Here is a 22,398-nt window from a genome sequence, read left to right on the forward strand (position 1 = left end):
GCGCTGTATCTTTTGCAACCGAAAACGTTAGAGGTCGGGAGTCAGATTGCAGTACGAGGAGTTCATAGAGAGTGTCGGAGAGCGGGCCGGAATAGGTTATCTGGAGGCCGAGTCTGCCACGGGGACGGTGCTGAACACGCTGGCCGGTTTCCTGGTGGATAGCGAGGGCCTGGATCTCTCGGAGCAGCTACCGAAGGGCGTGGCGGAGCATCTGCGTCAGCGGCCCCCGGAGCGCAGCGAGTTTTTCTCCGTCGAGGACTTCGTGCAGCAGGTCGGCGAGGATGAAGGCATCGGTCCCGACAAGGCCGAGACCCGCTCCCGCGCCGTGCTCGTCGTGCTGCAGCAGGCGGTGAGCGGAGGCGAGATGGACGACGTGCGCCGCCAGTTCCCGAGCGAGTTCGACCGCCTCTTCGAAGGTTAGCGCGACCGACTGCTTTCCGGCTATGCCCAGCCTCCGGCCACATTATTAGTCGGAGTTAGCCAGGGCGCTAGCCGCCGGCAGGCACGCGGCCGTCGGACTGGACAGGCCGGCAACCATGCATGCCCACATTCTGCCCGAGAGGCGGGTCAATACCGGCTTCCGCCACCGGCAACGAGATGCGCCCCGGGGGGGCGCCGGTGCTTTTCCAGCCCGGCGTGCCCCTAGCGCCTGACGACCAGCACGACGGCGATAACGGCCGCGACCAGCGCGGCGAGCGCCGAGGCCAGCGCCAGACCCTGTCCGACAAAGACCAGCGCGGCGTAGCTCACGCCGGAGAAGAGGAGAACCGCCGCGTAGGCGATCATCCACGCCGGGGTCCGCATCGCCGCGCCCGGACCTTACGAAACCCTGGCGTGCTAGCCGAAGAAGGTGTCGAGGACCTTGTAGAGATCCTCGGGTACGGTCTTTGTCTCGTCCGTCGCTTCGGAGAGGGAGACGGTGACCACGTCGTTGCCGCGCAGGGCGACCATCTGGCCCCACTCGTCAGCCTTTACGGCTTCGGCGGCGCGCAGGCCGTAGCGGGTAGAGAGGATGCGGTCGTTCGCCGTAGGGGTGCCGCCGCGCTGGAGGTGGCCGAGCACGACGTGGCGGGTCTCGATTCCGGTGCGGTTCTCAAGCTCCCCGGCGAGGGTCTCGCCGATGCCGCCGAGCTGGACGTGGCCGAATTCGTCGCGCTCGGGGGCCTGGGTCATAAACTCCTCGCCCAGGGTTACGCCCTCGCTAACGGCCACGAGGCCCCATTTCTCGCCGCGGGCGGCGCGGTCCTTGAAGACCTTCTGCATGCGGTCGAGGTCCGGGTCTACCTCCGGGATGAGGGTGAAGTTGGCGGCGGAGGCGAGGCCCGCGCCCCAGGTGATCCAACCAGCATGCCGCCCCATCACCTCGACGACCACGATCCGCTCGTGGCTCTTCGCCGTGGTCCTGAGCTTATCTATGGCGTCTGTCGCTATGGACACGGCGGTGTCGTAGCCGAAGGTGGTGTCCGTGGCGGAGAGGTCGTTGTCTATGGTCTTGGGGCAGCCGACGACCTGTACCCCGAAGTCGTCGTTCAGCCGCCGCGCCACGCCCAGCGTGTCGTCGCCGCCTATCGCCACCAGCGCGTCTATGCCCTGGGCCTTCATGTTCTCTACGACCTTCTCGGCGTCGCCCTCGTTCTTGTAGGGGTTCGTGCGCGAGGAGCCGAGGATGGTGCCGCCCTCTTCGAGGATGTTTCGCACGCCGTCGGTGTCGAGCGGCACGAAGGAGTCCGACTCGGGCGAGAGCAGCCCCTTCCAGCCGCGCTTGACGCCGACCACCTCGTAGCCGTACTCCTCACAGCGCGTGGTGACGGCCCGGATCACGCCGTTCAGCCCCGGCGCGTCGCCGCCGCCCGTGAGCATGCCGACCTTCCTTACCTGCCTCGACTCGGACATCTTCCGAACCTCCTGATCTCTGGTTTTCTATGTTTCCCTGATCCAGGCTAGCAACAGCAGTCGCCAGTCTAGCAAAACCGGGCGGCACGACCGCCCTGGCGGTGATGGTGTCGGGGAGAGGTTCGGGGCGGCGACAAGCGGGGAGCGATTGACCGCCGCGCCTTATCGGGGGAGAATTCCGGGCGAGCCGTTGTCGCGGGAGTACGAGCCGGGAGGCGTTTTTGGTCCGAGTTCTGTTCGTTTGTGCGGGTAACATCTGCCGGAGCCCGATTGCGCAGCGGGTGTTCGAGGACGTGGTAAAGCGCGAGGGGCTCGAAGCCGAGATAGAGGCGGACTCCGCCGGGACCACAGCCTTTCACGTCGGGTCGCCGCCGGACCGCCGGGCGTACAGTGCGGCGCGGGACCGCGGGATAGACCTGGACGGTCAGTGGGCGCGCCAGCTCGCTCCGGCTGATCTCCAGGACTTCGACTACCTGCTGGTGATGGACCGGGGTAACTACGAGGACGTGCTGATGCTCGCCCAGGAGGGCGGGATGGGGGCCAGTTTCGGCATGTTCCTGGACTACGCTTCCGGGATCCCCGACGACGAGGTGCCCGACCCCTATTACGGGAGCGGCGACGGCTTCGAGCGTACGATGGACATGGCGGAGCTCGCCTCGGTCGGCCTCCTCGAGGACATCAAGCGGCGTTATCTACAGACCGTAGAAAGCTGACTTGTCCGAGAGGATAGTCTCCCAGGGGGTAGAGGCCGCGCTCGGGCAACGGCTGACCAGCGCCCGCCCGATGGGCGGCGGCTGCGTGGGCGAGGTGTACCGGGCTACCCTGTCGGACGGCTCGACCGTCGTCGCCAAGGTAGACCGCACCGGCGGCGAGGCGAAGCTGCCGCTCGAAGGGTATATGCTCGGGTACCTCGCCGAGCACAGCCGGCTGCCCGTTCCAGAGCTGTACCACGCCTCTGACGAGCTCCTGATAATGGAGTACGTCGAGGGCGGGGGAGGCCGCTCGGGACGGATAGAGCGTGACGCCGCCGAGCTGCTCGCGGACCTGCACGGCGTCACCGCCAGTGAGTTCGGCCACGAGCGGGATACCCTGATCGGGGGTCTGGATCAGCCCAACCCGCCTACGACGTCCTGGATCGAGTTCTTCCGCGAGCACCGCCTGCTGTACATGGCGCACGAGGCCAATCGGGCCGGTAACCTGCCGGACGAGGACCTGCGGCGGATAGATGGTATCGCCGGGAGGCTGGAGGACTATCTGGAGGAGCCGGAGTCGGCGGCCCTGATCCACGGCGACGTGTGGGGCGGGAACGTGATCGCGGGCGAGACCGGAATCTCGGGCTTTCTGGACCCTGCAATCTACCACGCCGACCCCGAGATAGAGCTCGCCTTCATAACCCTGTTCGGCACCTTCGGCGAGGCCTTCTTCGAGCGGTACGGTGAGATCCGGCTCATCCGCGACGGGTTCTTCGAGGCCCGCCGCGACCTGTACAACCTGTATCCTCTCCTTACCCACGTCCGGCTCTTCGACGGTAAGTACCTCGAAGCCACCCGGAGCATCCTGAACCGGTTCGGGGCCTAGGGGGCCTGGCCACGACGTTTGCCCGGGACGCCACCCAGGTACTAACGGTAGGACATAGCAGGGCGTGGACGCCCCGGCCGGCGGGTTTGAACGCGCCGGACCCCGAAAGGCGCCCGAACGTGCCGTGAGCCGGGGGAGCGTGGAGCCCTTGTAGTACCTCGCGGTGCTTTGCGGGGTTTTGTGGCGTTCTCGCGCCGGAGCAAATCCTGAAGGAGGCTTCATGTTCAACGCCGAACACCCGAACGCGGTGCTCGAGTTGCCCGCCGACGATTCGCCGGGCTTTGACGAGGGTAGCGTCACCTTTATCGGCAACGCTACCACCATTATCCGCTTTGGCGGGTTTACGATTCTGACCGATCCGACGTTCTTGCACCAGGGGGATCACGTCCACCTCGGCCACGGCATCTACGCCCGCCGTGAGGTCGAGCCCGCCTGCCAGCCCGCGGACCTGCCGGACCTCGACCTCTGCGTCCTCTCGCACCATCACGGCGACCACTTCGACGACGTGGCTGCCCGCGAACTACGGAAGGACCTGCCCATAATCTCCAACCACCACGGGGTCGGCCTCCTCGAGGAACAGGGTTTTATGCAAGGCTACGCCCTCGATACCTGGCAGGCCCAGGACGTGGTCAAAGGCGGGGCCCGGCTTACGGTAAGCTCGACGCCCGGCAAGCACGCCCCCGACTACGTCAACCACCTACTGCCGCCGGTCATGGGTAGCGTCCTCGACTTCAGTGAGCGAACCGGCGGGGGAGAGCAGCGCCGCTTCAGGGTGTACATAACCGGTGACACGCTGGTCTACGACAGGCTCCACGACATCCCGCGCAACTTCCCCGGCATAGACCTCATGCTCATCCACACCGGCGGCACGACCCTGCTCGGCATCGTCGTCACCATGACCGGCGAGCAGGGAGTGCGACTGGTCGAGATGGTCGGGCCCCGCGCGGCGATCCCGATCCACTACAACGACTACTCCGTGTTCCTCTCGAACCTGGACGACTTCAAGGAGGCCGCGGCAGGCTCTTCGGCCTCGACGGAGTTCCACTATCTCTCCCACGGTGAGACCCACACCTTTCGTCCTCCCCATTTGGGAGACTGACCCGGACCGGGCCTGTATGCTGTGGGCGCCGTGGAAGTGTAGGAAGTTCCGGGTCCTGCGGCCCGGACGTGTACTCGGGTGATTGTGAGAGGAGATCTAGCTGTGGGACTCATGGACGGAAAGAACGGGCTGGTAACCGCCTCGGGCAGCGGTATTGGCCGCGCGAGCGCGCTGACCTTCGCCCGGGAGGGAGCGAGGGTGCTCGTCTCCGACGTTGCGGACGAGGCCGGCGAGGAGACCGTGCGCCAGATCCGCGCGGCGGGCGGGGAGGCCGAGTATCTGCACGCGGACGTTAGCCGGGAGGAGGACGTGGCGGCGCTCGTCGGGCGTGTCGTCGAGCTCTGGGGGAGCCTGGACTTCGCCCACAATCACGCCGGCATCTCTTCAGAGAACAAGCCGATAACCGAGCAGGAGACCTCCGCGTGGCGGAAGGTCCTCGACATCAACATCCTGGGCACGGCCAACGGGATGAAGTACGAGCTTGATCGTATGCACGAGCAGGGTACCGGCGGGGCGGTGGTGAACACCTCGTCAATGGCGGGCCTGAGCGGCACGCCGGGCATGACGCCGTACATTACGAGCAAGTGGGGGATAATCGGAATGTCGCAGTCCGCCGCGATGGAGTTCGCGCCCGAAGGCATCCGCGTGAACGTAATATGCCCCGGCCTGACCGTTACCGCCTCGCTCGAAAAGTGGTCGGAGGAGTCACCCGAGGCCTACGCGCAGTACCTCGAAGGGATACCGATGAAAAAGGGCGGCGAGGCCCAGGATCAGGCCGACGCCGCCGTGTGGCTGTGCTCGGAGAAGTCCAAGTACATCACTGGCGTTGCCCTGCCGATCTCTGGCGGCTCACAGATCCTGGGATAGAGCCGGTACAACCCCGTTCCAGACCCCGCGCAGGGCGGCGTTAGGCCAGCGCGCTCCAGACCTCGCGCTTGTTCCTGACGTGCCGGATCACCTCGTCGGTGAACTCCGAGGTGCCGGTGGAGCCGCCGAGATCGGCGGTTCGGACGCCGTCCAGAATTATCTCGAAGGTGGCCTCGTAGATGGCGCGGCTTATGAGGCTGGCCTGATCGTCGTCCATGAACGAGAGCAGGGCCGCTCCGGCCAGGATCATGGCCATCGGGTTCGCGACGTTCTTACCTTCCAGAGCCGGGGCGGTGCCGTGCGGGGCCTCGCTCATTATCGTCTGGGCGACGAAGTCCTCGTCCAGTGAGATCAGGAGGCTCTCCGCCCCCGCGATGGAGCCGAACATCTGCAGCACCATGTCCGAGAGACAGTCGCCGTCGCGGTTCAGCGTCGGGATCACGAGCGGCTCGCCGTAGGTGCCGAGGAGCAGCGCGTAGGTTGCGTCTATGAGCTGGGGGTCATAGCGGGTGTCGCGGTTCTTCTCGGCGGCGCGGTCCATCTCCTCCTTGAGCATCCCCTCGTACACGGGTGAGACGGTGTACTTCGGGCCGCCGAAGACCTTTGCCCGCATCTTGCGCGCCTGGATGAACGCGAACTCCGACACACCCCGGCACACGCCGCGCGTGATCTTCTCCGTACGGTACGCGACCTCGTCCAGGTCCTCGCCCTCCCGCCACTCGGTCGCGCCGTAGGCGTCGTCCACGGCCATGCGCACGACGGAGATGGGGGCGTGTACGCCCGACATCGGGTTTATACCGGGGATTCGCCTGCCGGTGCGTACGATCACGGTCCCGTCTATCCCCTTGCGCAGGATGGCGTTCGGCGATCCGAGCGAGCCGGCCTCCGGGGTGACGGTCGCCGCCTTTATGCCGAAGCCGTGCTCCTTCATGGCCGCGGCGGCCTCGTGTACCACCCCGTTGTCGGTGGCCTTGCGGTTCTCCAGCGACAGGTCGTACCGCTCGAAATCCAGCTCTAGCTGGGTTACCGCCGGATCCAGCACCCGCAAGGCCTCTTCGAGCAGCTCCTGCCCGGTCTGATCGCCCTCCATCACCACGATGGTCTTTCTGTCCATTAACGCACCTCTGGGTTTCTGAAACGTGTACTACTGCAATACCGTGGAACGACCCCGGCCGGGCTCCACAGGCAGTATACGTTTTCGAAGCCCCGGCTCACAGGCTCGCCTCGCAATGCTACTATTCTTCCGAGTAGGAGCTGTAGGGAGAGGTGGTGGATCTTGATCGCTCTGCTTGAGAGGTTCTGGAAGGGCATTGGCACCGTAGTCTCGGGTGACTGGAGGCATCCAGATCGCCGTCCATTGTGGGCCTTTGCCTCGGAGCGTACCAAGGGGGTTGAGATCAGGGCTCTCGGAGAAGCCCGACGCTCTGGCCACGAGCGTATCGGCACCGAGCACTTGCTGGTAGCAATACTCGCCGAAGAGGTGGGAGAGGCTGCCATGAGCCTCCGGCGGCGTAACGTTTCTCTACCAGAGGTACGTTCACTCGTAGAGTTGCTCAATGGAACAAAACCAGTCGAACCGAAGCGGTCGAAGTGGCTCAATACACCACAGCACACGGCCGCCATGTTTGCAGCCGATGGACGCAGCCGCCAGCTTGGATATACGGACATTGAGCCCGAGCATGTATTGTACGGAATCCTCCTGGATGAGGATGCTGTGGCAACCAGGATTCTCCGGTATCTAGGGGTGAGCGTATCGCAGCTTATACCAGAGCTTTGAGAGTGACTTGTACCTTTTTTAGGTGAAGAGATCTATTAGCTGCAGGTTCTCGAACTCGGCGGCCAGGGTGGGGGAGAGCTCCGAGCGATTCGGGGTCTGGCCCATCTGCTCGGCCACCTCCAGGAACGCCGATACCGTGGCCGTGAGCGGCACGTCCCGCCGGTGCAGCGCCACGATGGAGCGGCTGAGAACCGGGGCGTCCTCGACCTCTATCATTACGAGATGACCGGCCGCCACCGAGCGGACCACCGAGGTGCGCGGCAGGAAGGACACGCCGAGGCGGTGCTCGACCATCCTCTTTGCGGACTCGATGTTGTCGAGCTCCATCGTATGCAGCTCTCGGATGCCCGCATTGCGGAAGACGGCCTGGGTCTCCTCGTAGTAGCTAGAGGCGTAGTCGAAGAGGATGATCTGCTCTTTGGCGACCTCCGAGATCTCGGCCGTCCCCGTCTCGGTGAAGCGATGCTGCGGGTCCACCACGAGCACCAGCTCGTCGTCGTACAGTGACATGCTCTCGAGGTCCGGGTGGCGCACGCCGCGGGTCAGACCGAGCTGCGCCTCCTCCTTGAGGACCATGTTCAGGATCTCCTCGGAGTGCCCCGTCCGGACCGAGATCGCCACGTCCGGGTAGGCCCCGGCGAAACGCTCTAGCAGCCCCGGCAGCGCATACGTCCCGACCCCGGGCGAGGCGCCCAGGATCAAACGCCCCGCCGACGCCCCGCGCAGCTCCTTGAGATGCTGCACCCCCTCGGCGAAGCTGCCGACGCACCGCTCCGCGTACGGCACGAACTCCCTGCCGGCCTCGGTCAGCCGCACGCCCCGGCTCGTCCGCACGAAAAGCTGATCCCCGACCTCGTCCTCCAGCGCCTTCAGTCGCGCCGTGAGCGTCGGCTGTGTCAGGTACATCTCCTCCGCGGCCCGGCTCACGTTCCCGAGCCGCGACACCGCGAGAAAACACTCTAGCTGCCGAAACAGCAATCCCGCCCCTTTCAATCCCCCGCCGCCGGAGGCAAGCCCTGACCAACCGCAGCGGATATAGGTTTTATTTATAGAGACAATTCAAGCAAACAATTGGACTGATAGCAAGACCGCTGTTAACTTTGAGTCGTGGACGGAAGGTAGGTTTCGGAAGGTTCGGAAGTTTCGAAGGAGGAGCAGGATGACGCCGATACAGTACAGGGACCCGGAGACGGATGAGATCCTTGAGCGCACCTACGAGGAGAAGACGCCGGAGATCGGGCAGACCGTGACGCTGGACACGTTCGGAGAGTGTCAGGTGCTCTACCGGTGGCGCACCCACCCCACCGCCACCGTCGTCTACGTGCAGCCCGCCAAGACCCCGGCCTAGTAAGCGGCGCAAGACCCGCCGGACCAACCTCCTTTCTGGAGGCACATACCGCGATGTGGAATACCCTGTGGCGGGCTCCCCGGACTACTTGCTAGAGTAGCGGGGGCCCGCCACGGATACGTCCGGAGCTTCGGGACGTTTTGGAGCGGTTTTGGAGCGGTTTTGGAGCGGGCACGAGTTTCTACCAGGCAGGGAAGGAGTCTCTTACATGGGCAAGACCCAGAACATCCAGCGTTACGGTGACGGGGTAGAGGTACACGCTCCGGTAGCCGACAGGACGGCGGAGATCCTCACGCCGGAGGCCGTCGAGTTCGTCGCCAAGCTGGCTCGGAGGTTCACCACCAGGGTCGACGAGCTTCTGGCCCTCCGCGACGAGCGTCAGAAGAGGATCTCGGCCGGCGAGATGCCGGACTTTCTCGAAGAGACCCGCGACATCCGCGAAGGCGACTGGACGATAGCGCCGATACCGCAGGATCTCCAGGACCGGAGAGTCGAGATCACGGGCCCGCCGGATCGGAAGATGTGCATCAACGCCATGAACTCCGGCGCGCCGACGTATATGACCGACTTCGAGGACGCCAACTGCCCGACGTGGCAGAACATGATGGACAGCCAGATCAACCTCGCCGACGCGATCCGGCGTGAGATCTCCTACGACGATCCCAACTCCGGCAAGCACTACGAGCTAATAGAGGACCCCGCCGTCCTAATAGCACGCCCGCGGGGCTGGCACCTGTTCGAGAAGCACATGATCGTGGACGGCCGCGAGGTGCCGGCCCCGATCTTCGACTTCGGGCTGTACTTCTTCCACAATGCCCGAGAGCTCTTGAGCCGCGGCTCCGGACCGTACTTCTACCTGCCCAAGATGGAGAGCCACCTCGAAGCCCGGCTGTGGAACGAGATCTTCGTCATGGCCCAGGAAGAGGTCGGGCTGTCGCAGGGCACCATCAAGGCAACCGTCCTGATAGAGACTATCCTCGCAACCTTCGAGATGGACGAGATCCTGTACGAGCTGCGCGAGCACTCAGCGGGCCTCAACTGCGGCCGCTGGGACTACATCTTCTCCTACATCAAGAAGTTCCGTGAGCACGACTTGCTCCTACCAGACCGGGCGCAGGTCACGATGACCGTGCCGTTCATGCGGGCTTACTCGCAGCTCACCATCAAGACCTGCCACAAGCGCGGGGCGCACGCCATCGGCGGCATGGCGGCCCAGATCCCGGTAAAGGGCGATAAGGAGCAGAACGAGAAAGCCTACGCCGCCGTAAAGGCCGACAAGGAGCGCGAGGTCGAAGACGGCCACGACGGCACCTGGGTCGCCCATCCGGGCATGGTCCCGACGGCGAAAGAGGCCTTCGACGAGGGGATGCCGCAGGCTAACCAGATCGAGTCAAAGCCCCGCGACGACTTTCAGACATCGGCCGAGGAGCTACTGGCGAAGCCGGACGGTGAGATAACGGAGCAGGGCTTCCGCAACAACATAAGCGTCGGCATCCAGTATCTTGGTGCGTGGCTCGCCGGACGCGGGGCGGTGCCGGTCTTCAACCTCATGGAGGATGCGGCGACCGCCGAGATAAGCCGCGCCCAGGTGTGGCAGTGGATCCACCACCCGAACGGCATCCTGGAAGACGGCCGTCACGTGGATACCCAGCTATTCAGGCAGATGGCCGACGAGGAGCTGTGGAAGATTCGGGACCTCGTCGGCGAGGAACGCTTCAAGGCCGACGAGTACGAGAAGGCCGCCGAGCTCTTTGATCGCTTCTCTACCTCCGAGGAGTTCGTCTCCTTCCTGACCATCCCCGCCTACGAGTACCTGGACTAGGCTCCTCCCATACCCGAAAGTCCGTGAGGGACCTCCCGTCAGGGGGTCCCTCACGTCGTCTCGCGCGCGGACGCGGGTCTCGCGCAACTCTTGGTGTTAGTGGACCGTACTCCACTAACAGAAACCCTATGCCCGTTAAACCCCGGACCTCCGGTGTTTGTGATCCAGCGCACGCTTTCGCCTTTTGTAGGCCGCTTTCCTGTTGTAGATTACGGGTTAAGGTAGTTTGCACAGCAAAAAAGTTGTGCAATTAGAAACCAAAAAGTCGCTGATATTTTATCTCTTGCTTCGGAGTAGGATGTTTTGTTGGCGCGGTGTTGGGAAAAGATGGGTTTCGTGGAGCCCAGGAGTTACGAGAGCCGGAGAGAGCTATGCAGAAAGAGCGCAGAGGAAACACGTCGAAGTCAGGCTACACGCTCGGCAGGCCGCTGAGGCAGGTCTGGGGTGTGCTACAGGAGATGAGCCGGATGCTGGAGATGGCGCACAGCGCGGACGCCAGGCCCGGGTCGCGCCGTCCGCGCGTCGCCCGGCATTGGGAACCGGTAGTAACGGAGATGCCGGCTGGCGGCGACCTGCTAGTGTACTTCGAACTGCCGGACGTAGAGCACGAGGACATAGACCTAACGTTACACGGTAACTCCATCGTGGTCTCCGGGGTCAGGAAGGAGTTGCCCTCCCTGGAGAACGTCACCGTCGAAGACTTTGTCTCCGGCAATCTGAACCTCGGGCCCGTGCAAGATAGCCCGTTCAAGAGTTCCGTCGAGCTTCCGGGGACGGCCACCGAAGACGACGTCGAGGCCGCCTTCGGAGCCGGGCTCCTCCAGGTCCGGGTCGTGGGCGCGGCGGAGGACCGCTCCCGGCGCATCCACGTCCGGGGTGCGAAGAAGCCCCGCGGCTAACCGGACAATGCGGGCCTCCGCGGTGGATGGTTAGGAGGCGGCTCCAGGCTCGCGACCGCGCGACCGCGTGACCGGGCCAAAATAGGAGAGCCGCCTCCTAACCGCGGAATTACTCGGGGACGTTTAGCACGATCTTGCCGAAGTTCTCGCCGGCATCCATGCGCTTTTGCGCGGTGGCCGTCTCTTCAAGGGGGTAGCTGGAGTCTATCTTCGGCTTCAGGCCCCGGTCCTCGTAGAGCTTTAGCATCTCCTCGAACTCCTGGGCGCTGCCCATAGCGGTGCCGAGCACGTCTAGCTGCTTGAGGAAGATCTTGGGCAGCACCAGGTTCGGTACGGGGCCGCGCGTCGCCCCGAAGGTCACGATGCGTCCGGCCGGATTCGCCAGCGTCGCCAGGGCATCGAAGACGTCGCCGCCGATGGAGTCTACCGAAAGGTCTATCCCGCCGGACATGCTCCTGAGCTCCTTCTGCCAGCCGTCGGAGCCGTAGTTCACGCCGCCTTCCGCGCCGAGGTCCCGCTTGGCCGCCTCGATCTTCTCGTCCGAGCTTGAGGTGACGAAAACCCGGCCGCCGAGGGCGGTGGCGAGTTGCACCAGGAAGGTTGCCACGCCGCCGCCGATGCCGGGTATGAGGACCGTGTCGCCCTCCTGGATGCCACCCCGGGTCACGAGTGCCCGATAGGCGGTGAGAGCGGCGAGCGGGAGGGCGGCGGCCTCCTCGTGCAACAGGTGAGCCGGCTTGCGGAAGACGTTCTCCGCCGGTACCTTCACGTACTGGGCGTAGGTGCCGTTCTCGGGCAGGCCGAGGATTCGGTAATCCTTGCCGGGGATGCGGAGGTCGTCGCCCCAGTACAGCGAGGGGTGGATGACCACGTCGCTGTTTACCGGCGGGGTACCCTCTATTACGCCCTCGACCTCATCTCCTATGGCCACCAGCTCCCCGGAGCCGTCCGAGCCGGGTATAACCGGCAGAGCGTCGGGCTTGGCGCCGGGATACTGGCCCTGGGTAACGAACACGTCGCGCCGATTCAGGGCGGCGGCCTTGAGCTTTACGAGAACCTCCCCGGTATCCGGCTCTGGCTCCGGCCAGTCCTCGTAGCTCAGGCTGTCCGGTCCGTTCAGCTCGTGCAGAACTATCGCTTTCATGAATGACTCCTTTATTGGACTCGTTTGGAAGCGACTACAGGGCACATCATACTTGAGAGACTGGTTTCTCTCCCGACGCCGGGCGCAGGCCAGCCCTCGTCGTTACCCGGGGGCCGAGTCTTCCGAATCCTCGGACTCTTCGGAAGCTTCCCTGATACGGTCGCCGAGGACCTGAACCCAGAAGACTATCGCGATGGAGATCACCGGCAGGGCCAGCGCCAGGAAGATCCAGCTCCGCTCCACGTAAAGGTGCGCGGCGAACGCGGCCGTCCCTAGAAGTACGCTCCCGGCCCCTGCAAGCCTCGTCCAGGCTGCAGCTCTCGTGTTATTAGCCCAGATCCTGTCTCCGGCCGAGTTGCAAACAAAGAAAATTACGAGCGCGAGAATAGCAAGATCGACCAACCCTCTATCAGAGGTGGAAATTATAAAGAGTATAAAAGCTATTAGTAGGGTCACCGAGAGGGGTAGCCGGTATCTGGTGCTTTCTCTGGGCTCGCCGCCGAAAGCCGCGATCAACCAGCCTCGCCGTTGAGATGTCTCCAACCAGGGCCTCCCGGGCGGAAAATAGCTACTCGCACGATCCTACTACAGGGGCACAGCCCAAGAAAACGGGGCCGCCTCCGATGGGAGGCGGCCCCGTGTGGTGCGTATTGGTGCGGATGTTGGGTAGATGTTAGTCGCGGGGCGGGGCGAAGGCCTGGACGCCCGTGATCTCCCGGCCCAGTATCAGCGACTGCACGATGTCCGTACCCTCGTAGGTGTAGACGACCTCCATGTCGGCGAGGTGCTTGGCGATCTGGTACTCCAGCAGGATGCCGTTGCCGCCGAGGATGTCGCGGGCGTCGGAGCAGACCTGCTTGCCCTTCTTGGCCGTGTTCATCTTCGCCATCGAGGCCATGCCGGGCGTCATCTTGCCCTGATCCAGAAGCTCCGCCAGCCTGAAGCACATGAGCTGCATGTTGGTGATCTCGGTCAGCATGTTGGCGAGCTTGTTCTGGATGAGCTGGTAGCTGGCCTCGGAGCGGCCGAAGATCTCGCGCTCCTTGGCGTAGGTCACGGCGGCCTCGTAGCTGGCTATGGCGTGGCCGACGCCTTCCCAGGCGACGCCGTAGCGGGTGGCGGTAAGGACCTTCGAGGTGTCCTTGAAGGAGTTCGCGCCGACGAGCTTGTTCGCTGCTGGCACGCGCACGTTCTCCAGGGTCAGCTCGGCCTGCCACACGGCGCGCTTGCCCATCTTGCCGGTCTGAATCTCGGCTGAGAAGCCTTCTATGCCCTCGTCGCCTTTCTCCAGGACGAAGCCCTTGATCTGGCCGTCCTCCATGCTACGGGCGAAGATTATGATGATGTCGGCGAAGGAGCCGTTGCCGATCCACTTCTTCTTGCCGTTCAGAATCCACTCGTCTCCGTCCTGCTCGGCCATCGTCTCCAGTGCGACGGCGTCGGAGCCGTGGTCGGGCTCGGTGAGGCCGAAGGCCCCGATCTTCTCCATCTTCGCCATGGCCGGCAGCCAGCGCTCTTTCTGCTCCTCGCTGCCGAGTATGTCTATGGTGCCCATAGCGAGCCCCGAGTGCACCCCGAAGAAGGTGTTGAGGCTCCCGTCGCCGCGGGCGAGCTCCATGCCCACGAGCCCGGTTGCCAGGTTGCTCATGCCGGGACAGCCGTAGCCCTGGATGGTGCTGCCGGCGATGCCGAGCTCGGCGAACTTCGGGATCATCTCGAACGGGAACTCTGCCCGGTCCCAGTAATCGTTCATCACCGGGATCAACTCCCGGTCGCAGAACTCGCGAACCTTGTCCCGGATCTGGCGCTCCTCCTGCGTGAGCGACTCGTCCAACCCGTAGAAGTCCGTCCCCAGTGAAGTAGCTACGTCGGCTATCAAGCTAGATCCTCCTTTGACCGTTCTCTTCACAACCGCCCGCCAAACGCCCCGGCGGTCGTGTACTGACCTGCCTCAACTCTAGCACGGTGGCGTGAGGCCCCGCCTAACTCCGATCGACCTTGCCGAATCTCGGAATGTTATTATATTTAAGCTTATCAAAACTGACAACAACCTCCGGACGATCTGGACGGTCTCACGGGTGGGGGAGCCCGGGACACACGAGGAGAGGTGGTATGCAGCAGCGGGAATCGCTAGGTGGGATAGACGTGACGGGTGCTTCGGGCACGGCAAGCGCGGCAGGTACGGCGGGGACGGTAGACGGGAGCGCGGTAGAGGATCTGGACAGCCTGCCGGGGATGCTGGCCCAGACGGTAGAGCGGCGGGGGGCGAAGCCCGCGCTCGCCGCGAAGGCCGCCGGAAGATGGCGGGAGATCTCCTACGCAAGGCTCTACGAGAGGGTCCGGGATTTCGCGGCCGGCCTGGCCGGTCTCGGAGTAGGCCGGGGCGACAGGGTCGCGCTGATGTCGAACAACCGCCCGGAATGGCCCATAGCAGACCTCGCAGCCCAGAGCCTCGGGGCGATCACGGTCCCCGTGTACCCCACGCTCGAAGCCGGACAGGTGGCGCACATCCTCGCGGACTCCGGGGCAAAGGCGGTCGTCGTGGAGAACGGAGAGCTGCTCCGGCGAGTAGCCTCCGGGCGGGACGGGCTGCCGGCGCTCGAAAGCCTCGTCGTCGTGGAGCCCGGCGGGGCGGAGGAGGCCGAGGACGCGCCGCCCTTTGGCAACTTCGGCAGCTTCGAGGATGTCGAGCGTGCCGGGGCCGCCGCCCCGGTCGGTGGCTGGGAGGAGGGCTGGCGGTGCATCCGGCGCGACGACGTGGCGACGGTTATCTACACCTCCGGCACCACGGGGCCGCCAAAGGGCGTGATGCTGACCCAGGGGAACCTGCTCTCGAACCTCGAAGGCATCTTCGAGACGTTGCCGATACACCCGGACGACGTGATGCTTTCCGTGCTGCCGCTCTCGCACGTCTTCGAGCGCACCTCGGGGCATTATCTGGGGCTGGCCGCCGGATGCACCATCTACTACGCCGAGTCCATCGAGAAGGTGCCCGAGAACCTGCGGGAGGTCAGGCCGCACCTCTGCATCAGCGTCCCGCGGCTGTACGAGAAGATGTACGACCGGGTGCTCCAGAACGCATCCGAGGGCGGCGGGTTCAAGAAGCGGCTCTTCGAGGACGCGATGGCCTCCGGTAAGCGGGCCTACGAGATAGAGCGCGCCGGCGGCACGGTCGGCGGGGTCTTGAAGCTCAAGCTCGCCGTGTACGACCGGCTGGTGTTCGCCAGGCTCCGGGAGGCGGTCGGCGGGCGGCTCAAGTACTTCGTCTCCGGCGGGGCGAAGCTGAACCCGGAGATAGGCAAGCTCTTCTACGCCGCCGGCGTGAGGATAGTGGAGGGCTACGGGCTCACGGAGACGTCGCCCGTGATCTCCTGCAACCCTCTCGAAAGGGTACGCTTCGGGACCGTCGGGCCGCCGCTGGGCAACCTGGAGGTAAAGACGGACGATACCGGCGAGGTGCTCGTAAAGGGACCGAGCGTCATGCGGGGGTATCTGAACAACGAGGAGGCCACCACCCAGGCGTTCACGGAGGACGGCTTCTACCGTACCGGCGACGTCGGCGAGTTCGACGAGGCCGGGTACCTGAGGATCACGGACCGGGCAAAGAACCTTATCGTGCTCTCCACCGGCAAGAACGTCGCGCCGCAGCTCGTGGAGACCTCGCTCGCCACCGCGCCGCACATCTCCCAGACGGTGCTCGTCGGCGACGGGCGCAAGTACGTCTCCGCCCTCGTCGTCCCCGACTACGAGGCTCTGCGCCGGACTCTCGGCTCCGAAGTGTCCAACGTCTCGGACGGCGAGCTAGCTGGAGACGAGGCGGCCCGCGCCGTAATAGAGAGGGACATACAGGCCGCCACCTCGGATCTCGCCGCCTACGAGCGTCCGAAGAAGTTCGCGCTCTTGCCCCGCGAGCTGTCACAGGAGGAGGGAGAGCTGACGCCGACGCTGAAGGTAAGGATGGGCACCGTGCAGGATCGCTACGGGGACCTCGTCGAGGAGCTGTACGCCGGGTGATACGGTCCGGCGCGGCGGTCGTGCAACGGTTGTGGGCCGGTATCGCCGTTGCTAGACTCGACCGGGGTTCGTGGTGCCTATAAATCCTATACGGCCCGTATACGTCCCGGGCGGGGAAACGCGGGTAAAAGGAGGGCTCAGATACAGAACACGTCGGTAACACCCAAGGAAGTATTCCTCAGCGAGGTAAAGTCGAAGACCGTGTTTCCGCTCCTGGTGCTGCACATGCTCCGCAAGCAGCCCGAGTACGGAAACCGCATCATAAAGCAGATGGGCGAGATCACGGGCGGCGCGATGACCGTCTCGCCGAACACCATCTACCCGCTCCTGCGGCGGCTGGAGGATAGAGGCTACATCGTCGGCGAGTGGGAGAACCCGGAGTCCAAGAGCCGCCGCTTCTACAGCATTACCCCCAGTGGCGAGGTGAAGTACGAGGAGGTAAAGGAGCTGTTCGAGGGGCACCTGCTGCGGGTACAGAGCGCCATAGAATCGCTGCAGCGGGAGATCTACGGCTGATCTACGGTTTATCTACGGCTGAAGTCGGGCTTTGAAGGTAGAGAGACCGAGTCAGAGCAGAGTCGGAACAGAGTTGGAATCGCAAAAGGAGATGATGTGAGCAGGGAGATACGCAAGGTGGCGGTTATAGGGGCCGGGACGATGGGCGCGGCGATAGCCGCACACGCGGCGAACGCGGGGTTGGAGGTGGATCTCCTGGACATAGCCTCGTCCGACTCCGAGTCCGGGGGAGATAAGAACGCCGTCGTAAAGGCCGGCTTCGACCGGATGAAGAAGGCCCGGCCGGCGGCCCTGATGAGCAAGAGCCTGGCGGACAGGATACGGCTCGGCAACCTCGACGACGACATCGAGCGCGTCTCCGACGCAGACTGGGTAATAGAGGCCATAGTCGAGAAGCTGGAGCCGAAACAGGACCTCATGTCCCGCCTCGAAAGCCTCGTGCCAGACGATGCCGTGATCACCTCTAACACCAGCGGCATCCCGCTGAACCAGGTCGCCGAGGGCCGCTCCGAGGGCTTCCGCAAGCGGTTCCTCGGAACCCACTTCTTCAACCCGCCGCGCTACCTCAAGCTCCTGGAGCTGATCCCGACCACCGACACCGACCCCGAAGTCGTCGAGAAGATGCGCACCTTCGGCGAGCGGGTCCTGGGCAAGGGCGGTGTGATCGCCAAGGATACCCCGAACTTCATCGGCAACCGTCTCGGCAGCTTCGCCGGGATGCAGTCGGTTACCTACGCCCTTGAGAATGGCTACGGCGTAGAGGAGATAGACGCCATAACCGGCCCACTCATCGGCCACCCCAAGACCGCGACCTTCCGCCTCAACGACCAGGTTGGCCTCGACATCGCCGTTGGCGTCGCCGAGAACCTGGTAAACGCCGTCCCCGAGGACGAGTCGCTCGAAGACCTGAAGCCCCACCCGGTGCTAAAGCAGATGCTGGAGAAGAACCTGCTCGGCAACAAGACCGGCGCGGGCTTCTACAAGCGCACCAAGCGCGACGGGGCGACCGTCTTCGACGTGATCAACCTGGATACCTTCGAGCATCATCCGGCCGAAGAGCCCGAGATCCCGATAGCCCGTGAGGCGAAGAAGCAGGGAGACCTCGGGGCGCGGCTGCGTTTTTTGATGCAGAAGGCCGACGAGGATACCCACGCCCGCTTTCTGCGCGACACCCTGCTCCCGTACATGGCCTACGCCTCCAGGAGGGTGCCCGAGATCTCGGACACCCTCGAAGACATGGACCACGCCATGGAGTGGGGCTTCGGCCACAGCGCCGGTCCATTCCGCAAGTGGGACCTGCTCGGCGTGCGCGACACGGCGGAGCAGATGAAGGGCCTTGGCATCGAGGTAGCGCCCTGGGTGGACGAGATGCTGGAAGCCGGCAACGAGAGCTTCTATAAAGAGGAGAACGGCCGCGAGGTCGTCTTCAGCCCCGTAAAGAAGACCTACGAGCCAGTACGCCAGGACCCGCTCGCCGTGAAGCTCGACGACCTGCGCGAGCAGGACAGGGAGATCTCCCGCAACGACTCGGCGAGCCTCCTGGACCTCGGAGACGGCGTGCTGTGCTTCGAGATCCACTCCCGCGGCAACTCCATAGACGGCGACGTAATAGAGATCGGCTACGAGGCCCTGAACCGGCTGGAAAACGAGGACTGGACGGGCCTCGTTGTCGGCAACGACGGCGGTAACTTCTCCGTCGGGGCGAACATCGGCGAGATCATCATGGCCGCCAAGTCGGGTCAGCTCGATGAGGTCGGTAAGCGGGTGGACGCCCTGCACGGGCTACTCATGGGCTTCCGCTTCGCCGCGAAGCCGGTGGTCGCGGCCCCGCACGGCCAGACCCTCGGCGGCGGCGCGGAGATAGCGTTGCACGCCGACCGTATTGTGGCGGCCGGGGAGACCTACATGGGCCTCGTCGAGGCCGGGGTCGGCCTGATCCCGGCCGGAGGCGGGGTGAAGGAGCTGGTCCGGCGCAGCCTGTCTCCGGCCATCGCCGCCGCGCCGAGCACGCCGCCGCTGCCGTTCGTGCAGAAGGCGTTCGAGAACATCGCGATGGCGAAGGTCGCAACCAGCGCGGTAGAGGCCCGGGAGATGGGCTTCTTGGACGAGGAGGACCGGATCGTCCTCAACCCGGACCACCTGATCCAGACCGCCAAACAGGAGGTCCTCGACCTCGCCGACGGCTACGCCCCGCCCGCCCGGGGCAAGAACGTCTACGCCGCCGGAAAGGCCGCCCAGGCCGCGCTCGACGTCGGCGTGAAGACGCTGCAGTGGGGCCACTTCGCAAGCGAGTACGACGGCGTCATCGCCGGTCGGCTCGCGAGCGCCATAACCGGCGGCGGCATCTCGTTGCCGCAGTGGGTAGACGAGGAGTACATCCTCACGCTGGAGAAGAACGCCTTCTTGGAGCTGCTAAAGAACGAGAAGACCCAGGAGCGCATCGGCGCGATGCTCGAAACCGGCAAGCCGCTGCGTAACTAGCATAACCAGCGTAGAGACACGGAGAAAGTCGCAAAGTAGCGGCAAATGAATACAAGATTCATGAGCAAAGGGAGAGACGAATGAAGGAAGCCGTAATCGTCGCCGGGGCCAGGACCGCCGTCGGGCGCGCTCCCAGGGGCACGCTGCGGGCGAGCCGCCCGGACGACATGGCCGCCGCCGCCATAAAAGAGGCCATGAACCGGGCCGAGGGGCTCTCGCCCGAGGAGATAGAGGACGTGATCATCGGTTGCGCCATGCCCGAGGGTACCCAGGGCATGAACGTCGCCCGGCAGTGCTCCATCTTGGCCGGGATGCCGGAGAGCGTGCCGGCCCAGACCGTGAACCGCTTCTGCTCCTCGGGGCTGCAGACCATCGCGATCGCCGCCGAGAGGATCATGGCCGGACACGCTACCGCAATAGTCGCAGGCGGCACCGAGCACATGTCCACCACCATCGAGATGCCGAACTTCGCCCCGAACCCGAAGCTGATGGACATTAACCCCGCCGTGTACATGGGCATGGGGCTAACCGCCGAGCAGGTCTCCAAGGAGTATGGGGTGTCGCGCGAGGACCAGGACGAGTTCGCACTGCGCAGTCACACGTTGGCGAAGAACGCGGTCCAGAACGGAGTCTTCGACGAGGAGATAGCCCCGGTAGACGTGGAGTTCGACTACGTCGAGGACGGCGGCGAGGTCCGCCACCAGGAGACCACCTTCAAGCGCGACGAGGGCCCGCGCGATACCTCCGCCGAGCAGCTCGCAAAGCTCTCGCCCGTGTTCCAGCAGGACGGCACGGTCACGGCGGGCAACTCCAGCCAGCGGTCTGACGGCGCGGCCGCCGTCGTCGTGATGGAGCGCGAGGAGGCCGAGCGGCGCGGGCTAACGCCGCTGGCGCGGTTCGTCGGGTTCGCTGTCGCCGGGGTCAGGCCCGAGGTTATGGGCATTGGCCCGATCTACGCCATCCCCAAGGCGCTAAAGCAGGCCGGAATGGACCTGTCCGAAATAGACCTTTTCGAGTTCAACGAGGCGTTCGCGGCGCAGGCGCTGGCCGTGATCCGGGAGACCGGCATGGACCTCGATAAGACCAACGTGAACGGCGGGGCCATTGCGCTCGGGCACCCGATGGGGGCCACGGGTACGAAGCTCACCATCCAGCTTCTGAGCGAGATGAAGCGCCAAGGCTCGAAGTACGGTATGTCCACCATGTGCATCGGCGGCGGCATGGGTGCGGCCGGGATCTTCGAGAATCTGCAGAACTAGGGCACGTTAGCCTACCATCGGTGGGCGGGGCTCACGCGCATCCCCGCCCGGAAGACCAATAACGTCCGGCTCGGAATGTCGCCTCCTCCGGGCCGGGCGGTACTTGCGAGGGTGTCTGAATGAAGCTGTCTAGCTTGAACGTCGGGTCGGAGCGTCCGATGCGGAATGCCAAGGGGAAGACCGGGATCTTCAAAGCTCCTGCGGCGGGCCCCGTTTGGATAACCCACGCCGGGCTCGCCGGAGACACGGTATCGGACGAGGAGAACCACGGCGGCGTGGACCAGGCAGTTTATCTCTACGGCGTGCCGGACTACGAGTGGTGGTCCGGAGAGCTGAGTCGTGATCTTTCGCCCGGGACCTTCGGGGAAAACCTGACCGTGGCCGACTTCGAGAGCGCGCGGGCGTTCGTGGGTGACCGGTTGCACGTGGGATCGGTGGTGCTGGAGATTACGGCGCCGCGAATACCGTGCGTAACCCTGGCAACCCGTATGGAGGACCCGCGGTTCGTCAAGCTGTTCAGGGAGGCAGAGCGTCCGGGGGCGTACTGCCGTGTCGTTCGGGAGGAGTTTGTGCGTGAAGGCGATACGGTGTGCCGCGAGCCGTACGAGGGGCCGGAGGTCGGGAACCTGGAGATGTTCCGCGACGCCTTCGAGCCCGACCCCGGCGAGGCGATCATCCGACGTTACCTGGCCGCCCCGATAGCGATCCGCGCCCGCATCGAGAAAGAGGAGCAGCTAGAGAGACTCCTTTCAGGGCCTTCATGTGGGGCGGAGGAGGCCCGCGAATGAGCCCGGCCTCCGGTGGCGGCTGGAACCACGAGTACGTCGCGGCGAACGGCATCCGCCTCCACTACGTCCGGCACGGCATGGAAAACTGGGGAGAGCCGGTCGTGCTGCTGCACGGCTGGCCGGAGTTCTGGTACGGGTACCGCAAGAACGTCGGGCCCCTGGCAGAGAAGCTCGACGTGATCGTGCCGGACCTGCGCGGGTTCGGGGACACCGAGAAGCCGGGCACGCCGGACCCGCCGCAGGCGCTACAGGCTCACATGGTGGGGGACTTGCTGGCTCTGGCCGACGAGCTTGGGCTGGAGAGGTTTGGGATCGTCAGCCACGACGTGGGCTCGTACGTGGCCCAGGCCTTTGCCCGCGAGCATCCGGAGCGGGTATCCGGGCTGTTCTTCTTCAACTGTGTGTATCCCGGTATTGGGCGGCGGTGGCTCGAGCCCGAGTCGGTGCGGGAGATCTGGTACCAGACCTTCAACCAGCAGCCGTGGGCAGCCGATCTCGTCGGCCGTGACCGGAAGTCCTGCCGCCTGTACGTCGGCCACTTCCTGGATCACTGGGCGCACGAGCCGGGCTTGTTCGGGGAGGATCTGGAGCACTGGGTGGACAACTTCATGAAGCCGGGTAACCTGCAGGGGGGCTTTGACTGGTATCTCGCCTCGGATAAGGGCCGGATGCAGATGATGCGTCACGGGGCTCTGGAGATGCCAAAGATAAAGACCCCGGCGCGTTTTCTGTGGGGCGAGAGCGACCCCGTGCTGAGGGCCGAATGGTCCGACAGACTAGGAGAGTATTTTGAGGATTACAGCCTTACCACCGTGCCCGGAGCCGGGCACTTCGTCCACTACGAGACTCCCGAGCTTGCGAATCGGGAGATACTGGACTTCTTTACTCGCGCCGGGTAGACCGTGTCCGGTAT

Annotated in this window: 22 protein-coding genes; 15 read left to right on the top strand and 7 right to left on the bottom strand. The window is 64.5% G+C overall.

Features of this window, described 5'->3' with window-relative positions; translation table 11 throughout:
- Nucleotides 1–46: 46 nt before the first annotated feature.
- Nucleotides 47–421, top strand: coding sequence for a DUF2267 domain-containing protein (locus ABD53_RS01665; RefSeq protein ID WP_047863959.1), 375 nt, complete (start codon nucleotides 47–49; stop codon nucleotides 419–421).
- 221 nt (nucleotides 422–642) lie between these two features.
- Here the strand turns inward: ABD53_RS01665 and ABD53_RS17135 are convergent, their stop codons facing one another.
- Nucleotides 643–804, bottom strand: coding sequence for a hypothetical protein (locus ABD53_RS17135; RefSeq protein ID WP_160309594.1), 162 nt, complete (start codon nucleotides 802–804; stop codon nucleotides 643–645).
- Nucleotides 805–837: 33 nt separating this feature from the next.
- On the bottom strand, nucleotides 838–1,893 hold the full coding sequence (locus ABD53_RS01670; RefSeq protein WP_047863960.1) for a 6-phosphofructokinase: 1,056 nt from the start codon (nucleotides 1,891–1,893) through the stop codon (nucleotides 838–840).
- 221 nt (nucleotides 1,894–2,114) lie between these two features.
- Here ABD53_RS01670 and ABD53_RS01675 point away from each other — a divergent pair, with 221 nt between their 5' ends.
- The 4 genes from ABD53_RS01675 (at nucleotide 2,115) to ABD53_RS01690 (ending at nucleotide 5,437) form a co-directional block, all read left to right on the top strand.
- The gene (locus ABD53_RS01675) at nucleotides 2,115–2,606 is read left to right on the top strand and encodes a low molecular weight protein-tyrosine-phosphatase (RefSeq protein ID WP_047863961.1); all 492 of its coding nucleotides are present in this window, start codon (nucleotides 2,115–2,117) and stop codon (nucleotides 2,604–2,606) included.
- A gap of 1 nt (nucleotide 2,607) precedes the next feature.
- On the top strand, nucleotides 2,608–3,471 hold the full coding sequence (locus tag ABD53_RS01680; protein WP_047863962.1) for a fructosamine kinase family protein: 864 nt from the start codon (nucleotides 2,608–2,610) through the stop codon (nucleotides 3,469–3,471).
- 220 nt (nucleotides 3,472–3,691) lie between these two features.
- A complete protein-coding gene (locus tag ABD53_RS01685; RefSeq protein WP_084709166.1) occupies nucleotides 3,692–4,570 on the top strand; it encodes an MBL fold metallo-hydrolase in 879 nt (292 codons plus the stop codon).
- Nucleotides 4,571–4,681: 111 nt separating this feature from the next.
- The gene (locus ABD53_RS01690; protein ID WP_047864143.1) at nucleotides 4,682–5,437 is read left to right on the top strand and encodes an SDR family NAD(P)-dependent oxidoreductase; all 756 of its coding nucleotides are present in this window, start codon (nucleotides 4,682–4,684) and stop codon (nucleotides 5,435–5,437) included.
- Nucleotides 5,438–5,477: 40 nt separating this feature from the next.
- Here the strand turns inward: ABD53_RS01690 and ABD53_RS01695 are convergent, their stop codons facing one another.
- The gene (locus ABD53_RS01695; protein ID WP_047863963.1) at nucleotides 5,478–6,551 is read right to left on the bottom strand and encodes an isocitrate/isopropylmalate family dehydrogenase; all 1,074 of its coding nucleotides are present in this window, start codon (nucleotides 6,549–6,551) and stop codon (nucleotides 5,478–5,480) included.
- 162 nt (nucleotides 6,552–6,713) lie between these two features.
- Between ABD53_RS01695 and ABD53_RS01700 the strand changes: the two genes are divergently transcribed.
- Nucleotides 6,714–7,214, top strand: a complete 501-nt coding sequence (locus ABD53_RS01700) for a Clp protease N-terminal domain-containing protein (protein ID WP_047863964.1) — start codon at nucleotides 6,714–6,716, stop codon at nucleotides 7,212–7,214.
- An 18-nt stretch (nucleotides 7,215–7,232) separates the two neighbouring features.
- Here the strand turns inward: ABD53_RS01700 and ABD53_RS01705 are convergent, their stop codons facing one another.
- Nucleotides 7,233–8,192: a LysR family transcriptional regulator gene (locus ABD53_RS01705; RefSeq protein ID WP_047863965.1), complete on the bottom strand. Its 960-nt coding sequence runs from the start codon at nucleotides 8,190–8,192 to the stop codon at nucleotides 7,233–7,235.
- A gap of 181 nt (nucleotides 8,193–8,373) precedes the next feature.
- On the opposite strand from ABD53_RS01705, the gene ABD53_RS01710 reads away from it, so the two are divergent.
- The 3 genes from ABD53_RS01710 (at nucleotide 8,374) to ABD53_RS01720 (ending at nucleotide 11,283) form a co-directional block, all read left to right on the top strand.
- Nucleotides 8,374–8,562: a hypothetical protein gene (locus tag ABD53_RS01710; RefSeq protein ID WP_047863966.1), complete on the top strand. Its 189-nt coding sequence runs from the start codon at nucleotides 8,374–8,376 to the stop codon at nucleotides 8,560–8,562.
- Nucleotides 8,563–8,770: 208 nt separating this feature from the next.
- Nucleotides 8,771–10,384, top strand: coding sequence for a malate synthase A (gene aceB, locus ABD53_RS01715; RefSeq protein ID WP_047863967.1), 1,614 nt, complete (start codon nucleotides 8,771–8,773; stop codon nucleotides 10,382–10,384).
- Between the two features lie 371 nt (nucleotides 10,385–10,755).
- Complete coding sequence (locus tag ABD53_RS01720) at nucleotides 10,756–11,283, top strand: Hsp20/alpha crystallin family protein (RefSeq protein WP_047863968.1); 528 nt, start codon at nucleotides 10,756–10,758, stop codon at nucleotides 11,281–11,283.
- A gap of 109 nt (nucleotides 11,284–11,392) precedes the next feature.
- Here ABD53_RS01720 and ABD53_RS01725 read toward each other — a convergent pair whose 3' ends face one another.
- The 3 genes from ABD53_RS01725 to ABD53_RS01735 all read right to left on the bottom strand — a co-directional run bounded on the left by ABD53_RS01725 (nucleotide 11,393) and on the right by ABD53_RS01735 (nucleotide 14,306).
- Nucleotides 11,393–12,427 (bottom strand): zinc-binding dehydrogenase, encoded by a 1,035-nt coding sequence (locus tag ABD53_RS01725; protein WP_047863969.1) that lies wholly within the window; start codon nucleotides 12,425–12,427, stop codon nucleotides 11,393–11,395.
- 102 nt (nucleotides 12,428–12,529) lie between these two features.
- The gene (locus ABD53_RS01730; RefSeq protein ID WP_152670520.1) at nucleotides 12,530–12,829 is read right to left on the bottom strand and encodes a hypothetical protein; all 300 of its coding nucleotides are present in this window, start codon (nucleotides 12,827–12,829) and stop codon (nucleotides 12,530–12,532) included.
- A gap of 271 nt (nucleotides 12,830–13,100) precedes the next feature.
- The gene (locus ABD53_RS01735) at nucleotides 13,101–14,306 is read right to left on the bottom strand and encodes an acyl-CoA dehydrogenase family protein (RefSeq protein WP_047863971.1); all 1,206 of its coding nucleotides are present in this window, start codon (nucleotides 14,304–14,306) and stop codon (nucleotides 13,101–13,103) included.
- A gap of 233 nt (nucleotides 14,307–14,539) precedes the next feature.
- Between ABD53_RS01735 and ABD53_RS01740 the strand changes: the two genes are divergently transcribed.
- The 6 genes from ABD53_RS01740 (at nucleotide 14,540) to ABD53_RS01765 (ending at nucleotide 22,384) form a co-directional block, all read left to right on the top strand.
- Nucleotides 14,540–16,441 carry an AMP-dependent synthetase/ligase gene (locus ABD53_RS01740; RefSeq protein WP_084709170.1) on the top strand — a complete coding sequence of 634 codons (1,902 nt, stop codon included), beginning with the start codon at nucleotides 14,540–14,542 and terminating at the stop codon, nucleotides 16,439–16,441.
- Nucleotides 16,442–16,642: 201 nt separating this feature from the next.
- On the top strand, nucleotides 16,643–16,957 hold the full coding sequence (locus ABD53_RS01745) for a PadR family transcriptional regulator (protein WP_053057541.1): 315 nt from the start codon (nucleotides 16,643–16,645) through the stop codon (nucleotides 16,955–16,957).
- 96 nt (nucleotides 16,958–17,053) lie between these two features.
- Nucleotides 17,054–19,438, top strand: coding sequence for a 3-hydroxyacyl-CoA dehydrogenase/enoyl-CoA hydratase family protein (locus ABD53_RS01750; protein WP_047863972.1), 2,385 nt, complete (start codon nucleotides 17,054–17,056; stop codon nucleotides 19,436–19,438).
- Nucleotides 19,439–19,518: 80 nt separating this feature from the next.
- Nucleotides 19,519–20,697 carry an acetyl-CoA C-acyltransferase gene (locus tag ABD53_RS01755; RefSeq protein WP_047863973.1) on the top strand — a complete coding sequence of 393 codons (1,179 nt, stop codon included), beginning with the start codon at nucleotides 19,519–19,521 and terminating at the stop codon, nucleotides 20,695–20,697.
- 119 nt (nucleotides 20,698–20,816) lie between these two features.
- The gene (locus ABD53_RS01760) at nucleotides 20,817–21,485 is read left to right on the top strand and encodes an MOSC domain-containing protein (RefSeq protein WP_047863974.1); all 669 of its coding nucleotides are present in this window, start codon (nucleotides 20,817–20,819) and stop codon (nucleotides 21,483–21,485) included.
- Nucleotides 21,482–22,384 carry an alpha/beta fold hydrolase gene (locus tag ABD53_RS01765; RefSeq protein ID WP_047863975.1) on the top strand — a complete coding sequence of 301 codons (903 nt, stop codon included), beginning with the start codon at nucleotides 21,482–21,484 and terminating at the stop codon, nucleotides 22,382–22,384. Before ABD53_RS01760 ends, ABD53_RS01765 begins: the two co-directional genes overlap by 4 nt.
- The last annotated feature ends 14 nt before the right edge of the window (nucleotides 22,385–22,398 follow it).

This window comes from Rubrobacter aplysinae (assembly GCF_001029505.1).
GTDB classification, from domain to species: domain Bacteria; phylum Actinomycetota; class Rubrobacteria; order Rubrobacterales; family Rubrobacteraceae; genus Rubrobacter_A; species Rubrobacter_A aplysinae.